Genomic DNA, 16,822 nt, shown 5'->3' with positions numbered 1-16,822 from the left:
TGCCGCCGGGCCACAGGAACCGCTATGCAACAGCTCGAACACGTCGCCGTCCTTCTGGCGCAGCCTCAAGATATTTCCATTGAAGTCCTGGTCGAAAAGTACGCCAAAGGCGGCGAAACCTCGATCGACGAAGTACATACGCGGGTCGCCGATGCGCTCGCTCAGGCAGAGCCTCCGAAACTTCGCAAAAAATACGCCGAAGCCTTTCTGTGGGCGATGCGGCACGGCTTCATTCCCGCCGGGCGCGTCAACAGCGCCGCCGGCACCCAGCTGCACAGTACACTGATCAACTGTTTCGTGCAGCCAGTGGGCGACTCCATCACCGAAGCCGAAGGCGGCAAGCCGGGCATCTATACCGCCTTGGCACAGGCTGCCGAAACCATGCGGCGCGGCGGTGGCGTGGGCTACAACTTCTCCGCGATCCGGCCCAGGGGCGCGCTGGTCAAAGGTACGGGCAGCAGCGCATCCGGCCCCATTTCGTATATGCGCGTATTCGACCGCTCGTGCGAAACGGTCGAGTCGGCCGGCGCCCGGCGCGGCGCCCAGATGGGGGTGCTCAACATTACCCACCCCGACATCACCGATTTCATCACCGCCAAGCAAGAGCGCGGCCAGCTCAACAACTTCAACGTGTCAGTGGGCGTCACAGACGCTTTCATGCGCGCCGTAGAGGCAGACACTGATTTCGAGCTGGTGCACGCCGTCGAACCCAACGCCCTGCTCAAAGAACAGGGCGCCTATCTGCGCGATGACGGCCTGTGGGTCTACAAAACCGTGCGCGCCCGTGAGGTGTGGGATCTCATCATGCAAAGCACCTACGCGGCGGCGGAGCCTGGGGTGCTGTACATCGACCGTATCAACGAAGAAAACAACCTGGCCTATTGCGAAACCATCGAAGCCACCAACCCCTGTGGCGAACAGCCACTGCCCGATTATGGCTGCTGTTGTCTGGGCAGCCTGAACCTGGCCGCTTATGTACGCGATCCATTCACCGACAAGGCCGCGTTCGACTTCGACCGTATGGCCGAGGTCGCCAAGCTGGCTGTACGCATGCTCGACAATGTGCTCACCGTCACCAATTGGCCGTTGGACGAACAGCGCCGCGAAGCCGAAGCGAAACGCCGCCTGGGCTTGGGTTTTACCGGGCTGGGCGATGCGCTCATCATGCTGGGCCTGCGCTACGACTCGGACGAAGGGCGGGCGCTGGCGGGCGACATGGCGCGCGCGCTGCGCGACGCAGCCTACGAAAGCTCAATCGGCCTGGCGCGCGAGCGCGGCGCGTTCCCGTTGTTCGATGCCGACAAGTATCTGGAATCAGGCTTTGCCTCGCGCCTGCCTGATGCCGTCAAGGCCGACATCCGCACGCATGGTCTGCGCAACTCACACCTCACGTCCATCGCGCCCACGGGCACGATTTCACTCGCTTTCGCCGACAACGCCTCCAATGGCATCGAACCGCCGTTTTCCTGGACGTACAAGCGCACCAAGCGCATGGCCGATGGCAGCAAAAAAGACTACACCGTCGAAGACCACGCCTACCGCGTCTATCGCGCCATGGGCGGTGATACCGCGCATCTACCACCCGCCTTCGTATCTGCGCTGGATATTTCCGCGCTCGACCATATGCTGATGGTGGCGGCTGTTGCGCCCTATGTAGACGCGGCCATTTCCAAAACCGTCAACGTACCGGCCGACTACCCCTACGAAGACTTCAAGGATCTTTACACCCAGGCATGGCACAAGGGGCTTAAAGGCATCACCACATATCGGCCCAATGCAATCCTGGGCGCGGTGCTGTCGGTGGCCGAAGAAACTTCCTCCCCCAGCACACCCGCACCGATCACGCTCTCTGAACAAGACAAGCGCATGGTACTGACCGAAGTAGCCAAGTCCCCACCGCTGGCATCGCTACGCTGGCCGTCTCGCCCCGCCTTGCCCGCGGGTGCGTCGGGTTGGGTCAGCGAAACCATCCATACCCCGCAAGGCGAGTTTGCCATCGCCGTCGCCGACAAAGACAAAGTCCCCTTCGAAATCTGGGTGCTTGGCGGCCAGCCGCCGCGCGGCCTGGATGCCATCGCCAAGACACTATCGGCCGATATGCGGGCCAACGACCGTGGCTGGCTGCACAAGAAACTGTCCATGCTGGCCCGGGACTACGGTGACAGCTTCCAGATGCCTATGCCGCCCGACGGGCGGCCGGTTACCGTACCCAGTGCCACTGCCGCCCTGGCCCGCCTGCTTGAGTGGCGCTATAACGACCTAGGTGCACTGGCGCAGCGCGACGACGACCCCGCACCCGTACTGAATGCGCTGTTCGCGCCACGCGAACCCAAGACCGGCACCGACGGAACGCTGGCCTGGGTGGCCGACGTACGCAACCCGGCCACCGATGACGACTTTGTACTGATGCTGAAAGAGCTGCAGATGCCTGACGGCAGCCGCCGCCCTTACAGCATGTGGCTTACCGGCGCCCACCCCGCCGCACTGGACGGCCTGTGCAAGCTGCTCAGCCTCGACATGCGCGTCATCGACCCCGCCTGGATCGCCATGAAGCTGCGCAAACTGCTGAACTATGCCGAACCGCGCGGCGACTTCCTGGCCCGTGTGCCGGGCAGCGAGAAACAGGCCAACTACCCCTCGACGGTTGCCTATGTTGCGCGGCTGGTCATCCACCGTTATGCCATGCTAGGCATCCTGACCGAAGATGGCGTGCCCATCAACGCCATGGGCGTGGTAGCCGACGAGCCCGACCACCACACTTCGCTCGAAGCGCCGCGCATGGCGGGCAAGCGCTGCGTGGAATGCGGCAACCTGGCAGTGATCAAGAAAGATGGCTGCGAGTTCTGCACGGTGTGTGGGGCGATCGGGGCCTGCGGGTAAAGGTGTTGCGCAGACGGGCAAGGTGGGTTTGCCCGTCTGCGCGTCTGGCGCCCTTGTGTTGCCGGGCGCATCCACCACGCAGGCCCTTGCACGCACAAAGCGGCAAGGCCTGTGCGCCGTCAATCCAGCGTAATCTTCAATTCACGGATCAGCGCCTGCCACTTCGCCGTGTCAGCCTTCAGCAGTTCGCTGTACTGCGCCGGCGTGTTGCCCACAGGCTGGATGCCGAAGTCGATCAGTTTCTGACGGGTGGCTGGCTCGTTAAGAGCGGTGACGACTTTTTTGTTGAGTACGTCGATGGTGTCCTGGGGCGTGCCGGCCGGTACGACCATGCCGACGTGGGCGGCAGCGACGATGTTCTTGTAGCCCAGTTCAGCAAAAGTAGGCACATCGGGAAGCTGGGGCAGGCGTTCGGGGTTGGCAACGGCGATGGGCTTGACTCTGCCGTCCTTAAGAAAGCCCGCGCCCGCGGCCAAGTCCACCATCATCACGGGCACTTGGCCGCCCGCCACATCGACCAGCGAGGGATTGGCGCCGCGATAGGGGATGTGAACCATACGGCTGAGGCCGAGTTCCGACTTGAGCAATTCCATGGCCAGGTGGTGGGGGCTGCCCGCGCCAGCGGATGCGTAGCTCACGCCCTGCTCATTTGCCTTGGCGCGATCAACGAGGTCTTTGACGCTGCTGATGCCTGACTGTGGGCTGGCCACCAGGATCATGGGAAAACGCCCAAGCAGGGTGACGGGCGCCAAATCTTTGGCGGGGTCGTAGCTGAGCTTTTTGTACAGGGCCGGATTGAAGACCAAGGTGCCGTTGTCTGCCGACAGGACGGTGTAGCCATCGGGTGCGGCGCGGGCGGTTTCGCTGGCGGCGATGGCGGTGTTGCCGCCCGGTTTGTTTTCCACGACGACAGGCTGGCCGATGAGCGGCGAAAGTGCGTTGCCGATGGTGCGAGCCAGGAAGTCAGAACCACCACCAGCCGCATAAGGCACCAGCCACCGCACCGGCTTGTCGGGATAGGCGGCATGGCCCGGTGCGGTGATGAATGCGAACGGCAGGCTCATCAGAGCGATGGAGGCCAGTTTCTTGAAGTGTCTCATGTTTCCTCTTGAGCGGGATGATCGAAAAAAGGTGCCGAACCGGTGTAGCGCCTTGCGGATGGGCCTGGATCGGCGGCCTTGGGCTGTGCGTATTTTGCCTCGAATGTATAGGCGTAAAATATATACGCGTTGCGTAATTCGGATATATCCCCATAAACCCTAGGTGAGAGCTGCGGCGAGCGTGCGGAGCCCTGCCCGCAGCGCTTGCCAGGGCTCAGGGCGTGGGGCGTGGGGCTTGGGCAAGCGGTAGACAGCGGCAGGCGGCCTACGCTACATGCCCCAACGCAGCGCTGATGGCTTCGCCCTCTTTTCGCATGGCCTGGGCCACAGGCCCACTGGCTGAGGCTTCAAAGCTGCCCGTAGTGCCCAGCACGGTAAGCACGGCGGCCACTCGATCCGAAAAATCGAAAATTGGCAGTGCAATGGCGCTGATGCCTTGCAGGTTAGTGTTTTTAACCACGGCGAGGCCTGATTTCTGGACATCGCGCTTGATCTTGCCGATGGGGTCGCGCGGATCCAGCATGGCACGCCGCTCAGCCGAAACATGAGCGAGCTCTTCGCGCGCCATGTCTTCGATGCGCGTGTCGTCAAGGTAACCCAGGAAGGCCCGCCCCGTGGCGGACCAGAGTAGCGACAATACAGAGCCTACGCGCACGTTGAGCGTGACAGGCAGGCCAGGCTCTTCGAAGCGGACGATGGTTGGCCCTTTGTTGCCCATGACGGCAATGAAGCAGGTCATCTCCAGCGTCTGCCGAAGGCGTACCAACGCGGGCTCGGCAACCCGGATGGGATCCGCCAACCGCATGGCGGCCAGGCCGATCTGTATGGATCCGGCACCCAAGCTGTACTGCAGCGTAGTCGGATCCTGATCCACCAAGCCCTCTTCCACCATGCTGATCAGATAGCGGTGTACCTTGGCAGGGTTCTCGGACACGTGCTTGGCAAGCACTGACAGGCTTGCACGCCCACCCAGCGCGGCCAGGCCTTTGAGCACCACCATGCCTGTGGAAGCGGACTGGACACGCTGGCGTCTGTCTCGGGCGGGCGCGGCGGGTTTGCTTGCGGTCATGGATGTGTGCGGAGCCTTCGATTGGAAGGCCACAAGTATATCCCCAGGGAAAACTTTTTACTTAAATAATTACGCAACGCGTGTTACGATTACGCAAATAGAAATTTGTGACCGGATTCTGGCGTAAAAACGCCACGGCCTGCGCCATAAGCGTCATCGACGCCGCCAATCGCTCGGCCACCGCTGCCGGAAGAGTCGCACTGCCCAAACAGACCATATACCCAGGAGACACCGATGACAGCCCATGCTTCCGCTCCCGGAACCTGTCCTTTTCATCAAGCCCCCAACGCCGCGTCGTCTGCGTGCCCCGTGGGCGACATGGCGGCGGCCTTCGATCCGTTTCAAGACGCCTATATGGAGAACCCATCGGAATTTGTCCGCTGGGCGCGGGAGGAGCAGCCCGTATTCTATAGCCCTAAGCTGGATTACTGGGTGGTCACGCGCTACAAGGCGATCAAAGATATTTTCCGCGACCCGATCACATTCAGCCCCTCCAATGTGCTTGAACCGCTCGGCGAACGCTCGCCTGAAGCGGCCAACATCCTCAAGCAATACAACTATGGGATGAGCCGTACGCTGGTCAACGAAGACGAACCCGCACATATGGCGCGCCGTCGCGTCTTGATGGAGCCATTTACGCCGGAACATCTGCGCGAGCACGAGCCCATGGTGCGGCGGCTGGTCACCCAGGCCATCGATGGCTTCATCGACGACGGCCGGGTTGACCTTATGAAGAAGCTGCTGTGGGATGTGCCGTTTTCGGTGGCGCTGCATTTTCTGGGCATCGACGACGACGCCGATCGCGAGACCATGCATCGGTTTTCGATGGCGCATACCGTCAATGCCTTTGGCCGTCCCACGCCCGAGGAGCAAAACACCGTGGCGCATACTGTGGGCCAATTCTGGCAGTTTTCCGGCGAGGTGCTGGCAAAGATGAAGCGCACGCCGGACGGGCCAGGCTGGATGCGTTATTCCATTCGACAGCAGAGACTCTACCCCGACGTTGTCACTGATTCTTATCTGCATTCGATGATGATGGCCATCATCGTTGCCGCGCACGAATCCACGTCGTTTGCCTCTGCCAATGCGATCCGGCTGCTGCTGGAGCACCCCGATGCCTGGCGCGATATCTGCGCCAACCCAAGCCTGATTTCCCCCGCCATGGAAGAGTGCCTGCGTCACAATGGCTCGATCGGCTCCTGGCGCCGCCGCGCCACGCGCGACGTGGAGATCGAGGGGGTGAAGATTCCCGCCGGGTCGCGATTACTACTGGTGGTGTCGTCCGCTAACCATGATCCCCGCCATTTCGGCGATCCGGATTTCTTCGATATCCGCCGCGACAACACGGTGGAGCATCTGACTTTTGGTTTTGGCGCTCACCAATGCCTGGGCAAGAACATTGGCCGCATGGAGATGCAAATCATTGTCGGCGAACTGTCGCGGCGCCTGCCGCATATGCGCCTGGCCAAGCAAACGTATAGCTATGTGCACAATGTGGCGTTCCGCGGCCCCAAGAGCTTGGTGGTGGAATGGGATCCCGCCCAGAACCCGGAGCGCAGCAACCCAGCGGCCCGCGCGTCAACACACGAAGTGAGGCTGGGCGCCCCCTTGGCCAAACATGTGGTGCGGGACCTGCAGGTGGAGTCCGCAAAGCTGGTTGCCGACGACATACTGCTGCTGCGTCTGCGCGCAAGCTCTGGCGCAACACTGCCACAATGGACGCCAGGCGCGCATCTGGACATTGAATGCGGCGACACAGGCCTGTCGCGCCAATACTCATTGTGCGGCAGCCTGGACGAACGCCACGCGTGGGAAGTGGCCGTGCTGCGCGACCCTGACAGCCGCGGCGGCTCCGCCTGGATACACGAGCATGCCGCACCCGGCGCCAAGCTTAGGGTGCGTGGGCCGCGCAACCACTTTCACCTGGATGAAACACACGCTGGCCGCGTGATCTTCGTGGCAGGCGGCATCGGCATTACCCCCATCATGGCCATGGCCCAGCGCGCGCAGGCCTGCGGCATGGATTATGAGATCCACTTCAGTTGCCGCGCTCGAACAGCGCTGCCCTTCCTGGATGCCCTGCGGGCCTTGCATGGCGACCGGCTGCATATTTACGTGAGCGCGGAGGGGCTACGCAACGATTTCGATGCGCTCTTCGCGGCTGCCGGCGACGACGTGCATGTGTACGCTTGCGGCCCCACCCGCATGCTGGACGGGCTGCAAGCCGCCGTCACCCGGCGCGGCTGGCCCGACGACAGGCTGCATGTCGAGCACTTCGCCAGCGTGTCCGACACCCTCGACCCCGCCAATGAAATCGCCTTCGACATAGAGCTGAAAAACTCTGGCTTCACGGTATCGGTGCCCGCCGACCAGACCTTGCTGCACGCACTGCGCGCCAAGAACATCGACGTGCAAAGCGATTGCGAAGAAGGCCTGTGCGGCGCGTGCGAGGTAAGTGTCGTGTGCGGCGACGTCGATCACCGCGACAGCATCCTGAGCCCCGCCGAAAGACGCGAGAACACACGCATGATGGCGTGCTGCTCGCGGGCGAGCAAGGGAAAGCTGGTGCTGGATCTGTAAGGCGTCAGGACGACCAAGGCATCCAGAACCAGTGTGTTTTTTCGCCACTAGTTGTACTGTTATCAATACATTTATATAATTCAAAAAAGAGTATATCCACCACTATGGAATGAGTTCTAGAGGGAGACATCTGATGTTGAAAATCCGACAACTGCTGCGGCCGCTGGCCATTTTGATGGCCGCCGCAACACTGGGTATTGCCCCGCTGCCCGCCGCCATGGCGGACGGTCCGGTGCTCACACTGGTCGTGGGTGCCTCGCCGGGCGGCACGACAGATCGTGTCGCGCGCGGTATTGCCAAGGAGATGTCGGACATACTGAAGCAGACGGTAATCGTCGAGAACAAGCCCGGCGCGGGCGGCAATATTGCGGCGGCGTATGTGGCCAAGGCGCCCAAGGACGGCAATACGCTGCTGATCAGCTTCAGCAGCTTCTCCGTCAACGCCAGCCTGTACAAGAAGCTGCCATTTGATCCGGAACGGGATTTCACACCGATTACCATGCTGGCGGAAGTACCCAGCGTGTTAATCGCTCGAAAGGATTTCCCCGCACGCAATGTGGCTGAGCTGATCGCCCTGGCGCGCAAGAATCCCGGCGCCTATTCCTTTGCCATTGGTGGAATCGGTTCTTCGCTGCATATGGCCACGGCAAGTTTCCAGATGGATGCAGGCATCAAAGCTTTGACGGTGCCCTACAAAGGCACCTCGCCCGCTCTGCAGGACGTAGTCGGAGGGCAAGTGGATCTGATGTTCGCCAGTGCGGTGAACGTCATGCCTTTGCTTGGCTCGGACCGGGTACAGTTCCTGGGCGTGTCCAGCCCTGAACCGATCAAGCAGTTTCCCGGCCTGGCGCCGATCAGCAAGACGCTGGATGGCTTCACGTCCAAGGCTTGGTTTGCCATGTTTGGTCCGGCGGGCATGGCGCCCGACCGTGTCGCGGAAATCAACCACGCAGCGGTGGAAGGGGCCAAGCATGCGGACTTTGTGAAACTGTTCGAGCCCGAAGGCGGCACGGTGATCACTAGCACCCCCGAGGCACTGCGTGATTTCGTGGCTGCGGACATCAAACGGTACGCAAAGGTCGTAGAATTCACGGGTGTAACGGCCGACTGACCCCACGCTCGTGCGAATGGGGCGATGCAATGATCGATAATCCAACCCCTCGCTACTACAAAATCTACCGGCTCCTGAAGCTGGCTATCGAAAACGGGCAGTTTCCGCCCGAGAGGGCAATGCCGGGCGAGAACGCGCTGGCGGAGCGCTATGACGTGTCGCGCTTGACGATCCGGCGTTCGCTCGAGCTGCTGCAGCGCGAAGGGCTGGTGCAGCGCCGCCAGGGAGCGGGCACGTTCGCCGTCGAGCAGGGCGTCAGGCTGCAGCCCGTATCGGCCGACATCAACACGCTGGTTGCCCATTTGAACGAGATGGGTGCTGGCACGCGCGTGCAGGTGCTGGAGTTCGGCTACGAACAGCCTTCGCTTCACATACGCACACAGCTGGAATTACCCGAAGGACAGACGGTACAGAAGGCGGTGCGCATTCGCTACTATGGCGACGTGCCGTTTTCGTACCTGGTGACATATGTGCCCGAGGCGATCGGCCGCCGGTTTACGCGCGCCGACCTGGAATCAGCGCCGCTGCAGGCCATCCTGAAGAAGCAGGGTATCAAGCTCGGGGCTGCTGAACAGTCGTTCACGGCCATTGCGGCCGATGCACACCACGCCAAAGCGCTAGGGGTGGGGATCGCCGCGCCGCTACTGTGTATCCGGCGCGTTACCCGCGACACGGCCAACCGGCCGGTAGAAGCGCTGGTAGCCGCCTACAACCCGCAGCGCTTTGAATACCGCATGGTGCTTTCTAATAAACGCACTCGCAACAAAGACGTGTGGGTGCCCGACTACAGCGCGCCAGGCCCATAGCGCTCGCCCAGCGCCAGCAAGTCTGGCGTGCCGATCACCTCGTTGAGTTGGTCGAAATCCAGCATGGCGTGCGCGAGCGGCGCTGTGGTGCCGTGTGCGCGCAGGCAGGCATAGTACTCTTGCAGTGCATGGGCCACGCGCCGCGCCGCGCCGCCCGGAAAGATCACAATGCCGAAGCCCATATCGTGCAACGCCGCCGCGCTCTTGAGCGGCGTCTGCCCGCCCTCTACCATATTGGCAAGCAATGGCGCCCTGCCCTCAAACTGCGCGCAGGCCGCACGCATATCGGGTTCGGTTCTGAGGGCTTCGATGAAGAGCGCGTCCACACCGCATTCCAGGTACGCCTCGGCCCGCGCCAGCGCAGCCTGCAGCCCTTCAACGGCGACTGCATCAGTACGCGCCAGAATCAGCGTTTCCTCGCTGCGGCGCGCGTCCAGCGCTGCTTTCAACTTGCCGCACATTTCTTCTACCGGTACGACGAATTTTCCCGCCAGATGGCCGCAGCGTTTGGGAAAAGACTGGTCTTCAAGCTGTATCATCGCGGCGCCGGCCTTTTCCAGGCCTTTTACGGTGCGCACGACATTGAGCGCGTTGCCAAAGCCTGTATCGCCATCGACGATGACGGGCAGTGGCGTACGATCAGTGATGCGGGACAGCACCTGTTCAACCTCGCTGTACGTGGTCAACCCCACGTCAGACCGGCCCAGCCTCGAATAGGCGATCGACGCACCCGACAGGTAGATCGCGTCGAACCCGGCCTGCTCGGCGATGAGGGCGGAGAGGCTGTCATAGACACCGGGCGCCAGTACGCCGACGCCCTGGCTGAGCTTTTGCTTCAGTATGTTCATGTATTGCATCCCTCGGTATGGGGTGAGAAATCATCGCGCAGGCCGTCGCGTGGCGGCAGGTTCGTTGCATCCATGGGTATGGGGTGAGAAACGCTCAGGATCAAATCGGCGGAGGTAAAGGCCTGCAACATGCGCGGTGCGTTCATCACCTAGGCTGTTTGCCAAATGAATGCAGGCAGGCCCGGAACACGCACGCGGCACATTCACAGGTGCTGGCGACTTCATGAGCTGCACGACCAGGCGTGATGCACGCAGGCAGCGCAGTCAGACACGCCGCGCAGCCAGCGACTGCCTGAGCTGCGCAAGCAGGCCGCCCGACGCGGCCATCTCCACAAGAAACGGCGGCAGGTGCTCGCAATCCAGTATCAGCCGAGGCGTTTGCGCGTCGCCGGCATACACGCGTATCACTGATTCCGCAGTATCGATCTGCACACGCTCACCCTGCTCGATCTGGTCCGCATCGGGGCACACAATAGCTAAAAGCCCGAGATTGAAGGCGTTGCGAAAGTAAAGGCCGCTGAACGACGGTGCGACCACGGCCCGCACGCCCAGCGCCACCAGCACGCCCACCGCCTGTTCGCGCGACGAGCCAATGCCGAAATCAGGCCCCGCCACCAGTACATCACCCGGCGCGATTTGCTGCGCCAAGCCAGGGTGGCGACCTTCCAGGCAGTGCCGTGCGATCTGATCCACATCGAATTTCATGTATGCGCCCGGAGCCAGGGCGTCGGTATCGATACTCTCGCCCACCCGCCATACGCGATGCGTCGTCATGCCTCGTCCTCCATTACGTTGCGAGGATCCGCGATATAGCCGGTGAGTGCCGACGCAGCCACGGTGTAGGGCGATGCCAGGAAGACCTGCGTGTTATCCGACCCCATCCGCCCCTTGAAGTTGCGTGCAGTACTGGACACGACATTGTGTGCGCCCTTGAGTGCATTGCCGTAGCCTGAACAGGCGCCGCAGGATGTGGCGTATACCTTGGCGCCGGCATCGACGAGCGTGCGCATGATGCCTTCGCGCTCGGCCTCCTGTTGGTCTTTCACCGACGCGGGCGCAACCATGAGCGTTACGCCCGGATCCACGCGCCGGCCTTTCAAGACCGCCGCAGCCGCGCGCAAATCATCAAGCTTGGCACCCGTGCAGGCACCAATATAGGCAACTTGAACGGGTGTGCGGCCGATCTGCCCGATAGGCAGAACATTGGATGGGCTGTGCGGGAGCGCGACCATGGGCGCAAGCGTAGTGGCGTCGAAGCTGCGCAGATCCACCGGTGCGCCAGCGTCGGTGCGCCAGTGAGCGTAGTCGTCCGCATTGGCGTCGGCGACGCCGGCCTCGCGCAACCAGGCCGCAGTCACACCGTCAGGCGCGATCAAGCCAGTCTGCGCACCCAGTTCGGCGCTCATGTTGGACAGCGTCATCCGCTCACGCATGGACAACGCCTGCACGGCGGGGCCGGCAAACTCAACCGCGGCATAGGCGGCACCGTTCGTGCCGTACTCGCCGATCATGCGCAGCATCATGTCCTTGGCTGTGACGCCCGCTTGCAGGCGGCCCGACCAGTGCATCATGATGGTGCGCGGTACCTTGAGCCAGATCTTGCCGGTGACGACCACGCCCAGCATCTCCGTGCTGCCCACACCGAACATGTAGGTGCCAAACGCCCCGCCAGTGGGCGAGTGCGAATCGCCACCCACGCAGAACATGCCGGGGCGTAGATGCCCTTGCTGCGGCAGCACGACATGGCAGATGCCGATGGAGTCGTACACGTGCGGCAGCCTTTTTTCTCGCGCCCACTCGCGCGCGATGCGCAGGATGCGGCGCGAATCGTCGTCTTCTTCGGGCACGAAATGGTCCATGACCAGAACCACACGGGCGGGATCCCAGATCTCGGCCCCGAGCGACTCGAGCATAGGCTGGAGGCGCCGCGGGCCGCTGGAATCGTGGAACATGGCGAGATCGACATCGCAGGTGACGATGTCGCCTTCCCGCACCAGCGGCTGATGACAGGCGCTGGCAATCAACTTCTGGGCAAGTGTCTGCTTCTGCATGGGCTCTCTGGCAACGAATCAAGCGGCGCCGGCCCTACGCGCTCAGCTTGGGTCAGCTCAGGCGTTATTGTAAAGATGTATTTATAGCAATACAACTTGATCCCAAAAAAAAACACGGCTCGGCATTGAGACACACCGAACCGCGGACACAGGCACTTGCGATGCGCCGGCATATGCCGGCGCAGGGAAGCCTTACGGTTACTGCGCAGGGATCTTCGCCGTTTCCACCCACGATTTCCAACGCTGGACATCTTCTTTCACAAATGCCTGGAATTGCGCAAGCGCCATGCGTTCGGGCTGCATGCCCAGGTTCGCGAGTTTTTCGCGTGTGGCTTCGTCGGCAACGGCTTCGCGCGTGTAGGCATTCATTTTCTCAACGATATCCGAGGGTGTGCCGGCAGGCGCCGATATCCCCAACCATCCCTCAACCACAAAACCTGGATAGGTGGCATTGGTGGGCTTGACGTCAGGCCAGGCGGGATTAGCCGCATTGCCGGTGACAGCAATGGGCTTGAGCGACTTGCTGTCGATGTGCGCCTTGGCGGTCAGATAGTCGACGAAGGCAAACTGAATCATGCCGCCGCGCAGATCGGTGAGAATATGCGTGATGTTCTTGTAGGCAGCACCCTCGACACGAATGTCAGCATACTGCTTGAGCAACTCAGGGGGCACGCGCGATGACGAACTGTAGTAGCCAAAGAATACCTTCTCGGGTTCGGCCTTGGCCTTGGATACCAGCGCATCGAGGGTATTCAACGGGCTGTCGGGCGCCACCACCGCAACGGTGCCGAACTTGCCGAGCATACCGATATCGATGAAGTCTTTGGCCGCGTCATAAGGCAGCTTTTTATAGAGGTATTGATTAGCGGATTGTGTGGAGTTGGTGGACAGCAGGAAGGTGTAGCCATCGGGCGCAGCCTGCTTGACGGCCGTAGTGCCGATAATGCCGCCGGCGCCTGGCTTGTCTTCTACCACAACATTCATGCCCTTCTTGTCTTGCAGAAACTGCGCGAAGGTGCGGGCGGTGAGATCGGCTGCACCACCGGCCGCCGACGGCACAACAATCGTCACTGGCTTAGCCGGCCAGCCTTGCGCCACCGCTGGCGACACCGCCAAAGACAGGCCGACGGCAAGTGTGCCGACACCGAACTTGAGGATGGAATGAATATACATGGGAGTCTCCTATTGTGTGACACGCACCGGTTCCACAATTGACCGGATGGAATGTTGGTTCAAAATACGCGCTGGTTTCATGCCGAGCCAGACGCGGGATGTTTCAGGGCATGCCTGCACTGGCGGTATCCGTACAGAAGGTTCGCCGATACCAGTCAAGCAGGACCTCGGCGCTTTCCTGCCAGTGCGAGCCATACATCATGCAATGAGGCTGTTCCGCCAAGAGCAGGTACTCCAACCCCAGAAATTCGGCCACTGCGCGATCCTGCCCTTCTGGATGACGGTCAGCGCAGTCGCGGCCGGCTTCGATGCAGACACCAGGACAATCGATGGCGGACGCATCAACAGCGACACGCAACTGGTACCGATCATTCAATACGGCGGGGCTTTCACCTCGCATGCGTGCCATCACTTCACTTGCGTCGACCGGCGTCGTGGTGCCCAGAAAGCGCTTGTGCACCTCAGCCTCGCTGGGCGGTGGGCGCAATCGGTCGGCCGGCACAGGCGGCAAGGCCAATGCACCCGGCAAGTTGCCCGGCGGCGATGGCGCCAGCAGCACTACGCCTGCGGGCCTAATCTGTGCGGCAGCCAGCATGACAGGCAGCGCGCCCATGCTGTGGCCCACCAGAACGACGCGACGGTCGAGTGCCGCACACGCCTGAGCAAGATGGCGACCAAGCGCATCGATACCGACATCCAAACGGCACCCCGCCGCCAGGCTGCCGTGTCCGGGCAAATCAACCGCGTAGGCATCGACCGCCTGCTGTTCGAAGAAGTCCAGGTAGTGGCTGTAGCACCAGGCGCCGTGGTAGGCACCGGGGACCAGCACGATCGCCGGTTGCATCACGTTTGCATCTTGCGGTTCGGCGATGAACAGCCGGCAGCCACCGGCATCTATGTAGGAACGTCGATCGAAATTTTGAAACTCAAGCATTGAGCGTTTTACATGAATCGAGCCGCCTGACTCCTGGCGACTGCGGATGAAAATTGCCGCGAGTCGGGCACGATTACACGCTGCTTCGCATATATGCCTGACTACTCGGTAACGCTTATGGTAGGCTATTCGAAAAAATAAGAATATTTAATTAAACATATCCCTTAATAAGTTTTCCATATCGGTTTCCACGTAAAGACCGTCGCGCGTCGCGCACCATGCCACGAATCTTCCATGTCGCTTTCCATACACCAATACCGTTGTTTTCTGTATGTGGCCGAAACCGGCAGCTTTCGGGCCGCCGCCGTTCGCGCCCACCGTTCGCAGCCGGCGGTCTCGCTCGCGATCAAGGAAATGGAATCAGAGCTGGGGCAGCAATTGTTCGAACGAGGCAACCCCATTACGCTCACCCCCTACGGGCGTACGTGCCTGGATGCGGCGCGACGGCTTGTCGACCATGCCGATGACGTCTACGGCGCCTTGGCCAGCCTCGCAAACAGCCAGCGCGGCCAGATCCGCCTGGCGAGTGTCGCCACCTTTGCCACGCACTGGATGCCGCAAATCATTGAAATCTTCCGGCATGACTATCCAGACGTGCGACTGCACATCTATGACGACAACTCCGAAGGTGTGGAGCGTATGGTGCTGCAGGGCCAGGTCGACCTGGGCGTGTGCAGCGTCGTTACCGGCGATCGCCGCCTGGCGTTCGCCCCGCTCTTTGAAGACGAGTTCGGTCTGGTGTGCCACCGCAGCCATCCGTTAGCCGGGCGTCCGTCCGTAACGTGGCGGGAGATTGCGTCATTGCCGCATATCGGCACAGTGGCCCATCGCCAACTCGAGGCACACAAGGCTGCCGCCTTTCTGATGAGCCGGACTTTCTATGTATCGAACATGATGTCAATGCTGGCCATGCTTTCACGCGATATGGGCGTTACGGTGCTGGCGCGGCTGGGCGTGCCGCCAGGCTGGGACGACCTGGCTTTCGTGCCGTTGGTCAGGCCACGCATCAAGCGCCGCCTGGGGATCATGAAACTGGCCGAGGCGGCATTGTCGCCGCCTGCGCAGATCATGGAGCAGCTGCTGATGCGCGAAGCGGGCGAGCCGGTGCGCGAGCCGATGCGCCGCGTTAAACGCCAACCTTAACCGTAAGCTCAGGCGCCGTTCGTCACACCTACCACAAGCGGCGCAAGCGCAGCGTCGACAGCTGCGCGTGGGTTCAATCCCCTGAGGCCGATGTAGACCAGTTCGTTGACGGGCGTTTCGAGCACGCCGGCGCGCTGGGTTTCAAGTACGCCCGTGGGCAGGGGTTCAAAACGCACTCTGCCGCCGGCCAGATGCACCATGACCGGGCCATGGCGGTCGGTGACAACCCAACCTTTCACACGGATGACGGCGCGCGGCAGGCTTTTGAGCGCGTGCGTCAGGCGATCGGCATCGAGTATGCCTCGTGCCGACCAGACCCCGCCCTCAAAAGGATGATCGGGCTCTGCGGCAGTATCAGCGGCATTCTGGCCGAGGGTGGGCAAACGCGCGTGCCCGTGGTCATGCCTGCCGCCGTTTTCAGACTGGCTCTCGTCGTAGAACTGGTGTTCGGCGCCATGGCCGCAGTGCTCGTCATGCACATGATCGTGCCCCGCGCAGCGCCCCACATGCTCGCCCGGGCCCGAAGCCCGCGCATTTTGCGCTGCCTGCAGCAGTTGCGCCAGCGGCACACGGCCGAAACTGGCTCGCAGCAAGGGCAGGCTGCCGAACTGCGCATCAAGCCGCGCGCGAACGCGCGCGATGCCGTCCTCATCCACCAAGTCGGCCTTGTTCAATACCAGCAGGCTGGCCGCACTGATCTGGCGGGCAAGCGTGTCGCCCATCAGCGGATCATCGAGCTGCTCGATAACCTGTGCCGCATCCACCATAACCACCACTGCTTCGAGCTGCAGCATGGGGTCGGACAGGCCGACCTGGGCAATACGCCCCGGATCGGATACGCCGCTGGCCTCGATGACGATGAGATCAGGCGCCGGCGTGCGGCCCAGCACCTTGATCAGCGCATCTTCAAGACCCGACCCCATCGAGCAACAGATACAACCGTTGGTCAGGCTCAACGTATCGCCGTCGTGCGAGGCGATCAGCGCCGCATCGACATTGATCGGGCCGAAATCGTTGACAAGCACGGCCACCCGGGCACCACCAGACTGCGTCAACACATGGTTGAGCAGTGTGGTTTTGCCGGCACCCAGAAAGCCGCCCAAGACAACGAGAGGGATGCGCGCCAT

The 16,822-nt window shown here is 61.8% G+C and carries 13 protein-coding genes; 5 read left to right on the top strand and 8 right to left on the bottom strand.

Annotated features, from left to right (window positions below; genetic code table 11):
• Nucleotides 1–24: 24 nt before the first annotated feature.
• The gene (locus LOL23_RS14025) at nt 25–2,880 is read left to right on the top strand and encodes an adenosylcobalamin-dependent ribonucleoside-diphosphate reductase (protein WP_160979043.1); all 2,856 of its coding nucleotides are present in this window, start codon (nt 25–27) and stop codon (nt 2,878–2,880) included.
• 119 nt (nt 2,881–2,999) lie between these two features.
• Here LOL23_RS14025 and LOL23_RS14020 read toward each other — a convergent pair whose 3' ends face one another.
• Both LOL23_RS14020 and LOL23_RS14015 read right to left on the bottom strand, forming a co-directional pair.
• Nucleotides 3,000–3,980 (bottom strand): Bug family tripartite tricarboxylate transporter substrate binding protein, encoded by a 981-nt coding sequence (locus tag LOL23_RS14020; protein WP_160979041.1) that lies wholly within the window; start codon nt 3,978–3,980, stop codon nt 3,000–3,002.
• A gap of 265 nt (nt 3,981–4,245) precedes the next feature.
• Nucleotides 4,246–5,049, bottom strand: a complete 804-nt coding sequence (locus LOL23_RS14015; protein WP_160979039.1) for an IclR family transcriptional regulator — start codon at nt 5,047–5,049, stop codon at nt 4,246–4,248.
• Nucleotides 5,050–5,283: 234 nt separating this feature from the next.
• Here LOL23_RS14015 and LOL23_RS14010 point away from each other — a divergent pair, with 234 nt between their 5' ends.
• The 3 genes from LOL23_RS14010 (at nt 5,284) to LOL23_RS14000 (ending at nt 9,546) form a co-directional block, all read left to right on the top strand.
• A complete protein-coding gene (locus LOL23_RS14010; protein WP_237173761.1) occupies nt 5,284–7,629 on the top strand; it encodes a cytochrome P450/oxidoreductase in 2,346 nt (781 codons plus the stop codon).
• Nucleotides 7,630–7,804: 175 nt separating this feature from the next.
• The gene (locus tag LOL23_RS14005) at nt 7,805–8,740 is read left to right on the top strand and encodes a Bug family tripartite tricarboxylate transporter substrate binding protein (RefSeq protein ID WP_160979336.1); all 936 of its coding nucleotides are present in this window, start codon (nt 7,805–7,807) and stop codon (nt 8,738–8,740) included.
• A gap of 29 nt (nt 8,741–8,769) precedes the next feature.
• Nucleotides 8,770–9,546 carry a GntR family transcriptional regulator gene (locus tag LOL23_RS14000; protein WP_160979035.1) on the top strand — a complete coding sequence of 259 codons (777 nt, stop codon included), beginning with the start codon at nt 8,770–8,772 and terminating at the stop codon, nt 9,544–9,546.
• On the opposite strand, the gene LOL23_RS13995 is transcribed toward LOL23_RS14000, so the two are convergent.
• The 5 genes from LOL23_RS13995 to LOL23_RS13975 all read right to left on the bottom strand — a co-directional run bounded on the left by LOL23_RS13995 (nt 9,525) and on the right by LOL23_RS13975 (nt 14,552).
• Nucleotides 9,525–10,403 carry an isocitrate lyase/PEP mutase family protein gene (locus LOL23_RS13995; protein WP_160979033.1) on the bottom strand — a complete coding sequence of 293 codons (879 nt, stop codon included), beginning with the start codon at nt 10,401–10,403 and terminating at the stop codon, nt 9,525–9,527. The two genes, LOL23_RS14000 and LOL23_RS13995, sit on opposite strands and share 22 nt — an antisense overlap.
• 255 nt (nt 10,404–10,658) lie before the next feature.
• Complete coding sequence (locus tag LOL23_RS13990; protein WP_237173759.1) at nt 10,659–11,168, bottom strand: LeuD/DmdB family oxidoreductase small subunit; 510 nt, start codon at nt 11,166–11,168, stop codon at nt 10,659–10,661.
• Nucleotides 11,165–12,445 (bottom strand): 3-isopropylmalate dehydratase large subunit, encoded by a 1,281-nt coding sequence (locus LOL23_RS13985; protein ID WP_160979029.1) that lies wholly within the window; start codon nt 12,443–12,445, stop codon nt 11,165–11,167. Before LOL23_RS13985 ends, LOL23_RS13990 begins: the two co-directional genes overlap by 4 nt.
• Nucleotides 12,446–12,643: 198 nt before the next feature.
• Nucleotides 12,644–13,618, bottom strand: a complete 975-nt coding sequence (locus tag LOL23_RS13980; protein ID WP_237173758.1) for a Bug family tripartite tricarboxylate transporter substrate binding protein — start codon at nt 13,616–13,618, stop codon at nt 12,644–12,646.
• Between the two features lie 103 nt (nt 13,619–13,721).
• Nucleotides 13,722–14,552, bottom strand: coding sequence for an alpha/beta hydrolase (locus LOL23_RS13975; RefSeq protein ID WP_160979025.1), 831 nt, complete (start codon nt 14,550–14,552; stop codon nt 13,722–13,724).
• Between the two features lie 234 nt (nt 14,553–14,786).
• On the opposite strand from LOL23_RS13975, the gene LOL23_RS13970 reads away from it, so the two are divergent.
• The gene (locus tag LOL23_RS13970) at nt 14,787–15,695 is read left to right on the top strand and encodes a LysR family transcriptional regulator (RefSeq protein WP_237173757.1); all 909 of its coding nucleotides are present in this window, start codon (nt 14,787–14,789) and stop codon (nt 15,693–15,695) included.
• Nucleotides 15,696–15,703: 8 nt separating this feature from the next.
• On the opposite strand, the gene LOL23_RS13965 is transcribed toward LOL23_RS13970, so the two are convergent.
• Entirely contained in the window at nt 15,704–16,822 is a 1,119-nt protein-coding gene (locus LOL23_RS13965) for a CobW family GTP-binding protein (protein ID WP_237173756.1), read from the bottom strand.

It is taken from the genome of Paracandidimonas lactea (genome assembly GCF_021653995.1).
Classification (GTDB): Bacteria; Pseudomonadota; Gammaproteobacteria; order Burkholderiales; family Burkholderiaceae_B; genus Allopusillimonas; species Allopusillimonas lactea.
Note: the sequence above shows the minus strand (reverse complement) of the source record. Positions and strands in the feature narration are given on the sequence as shown.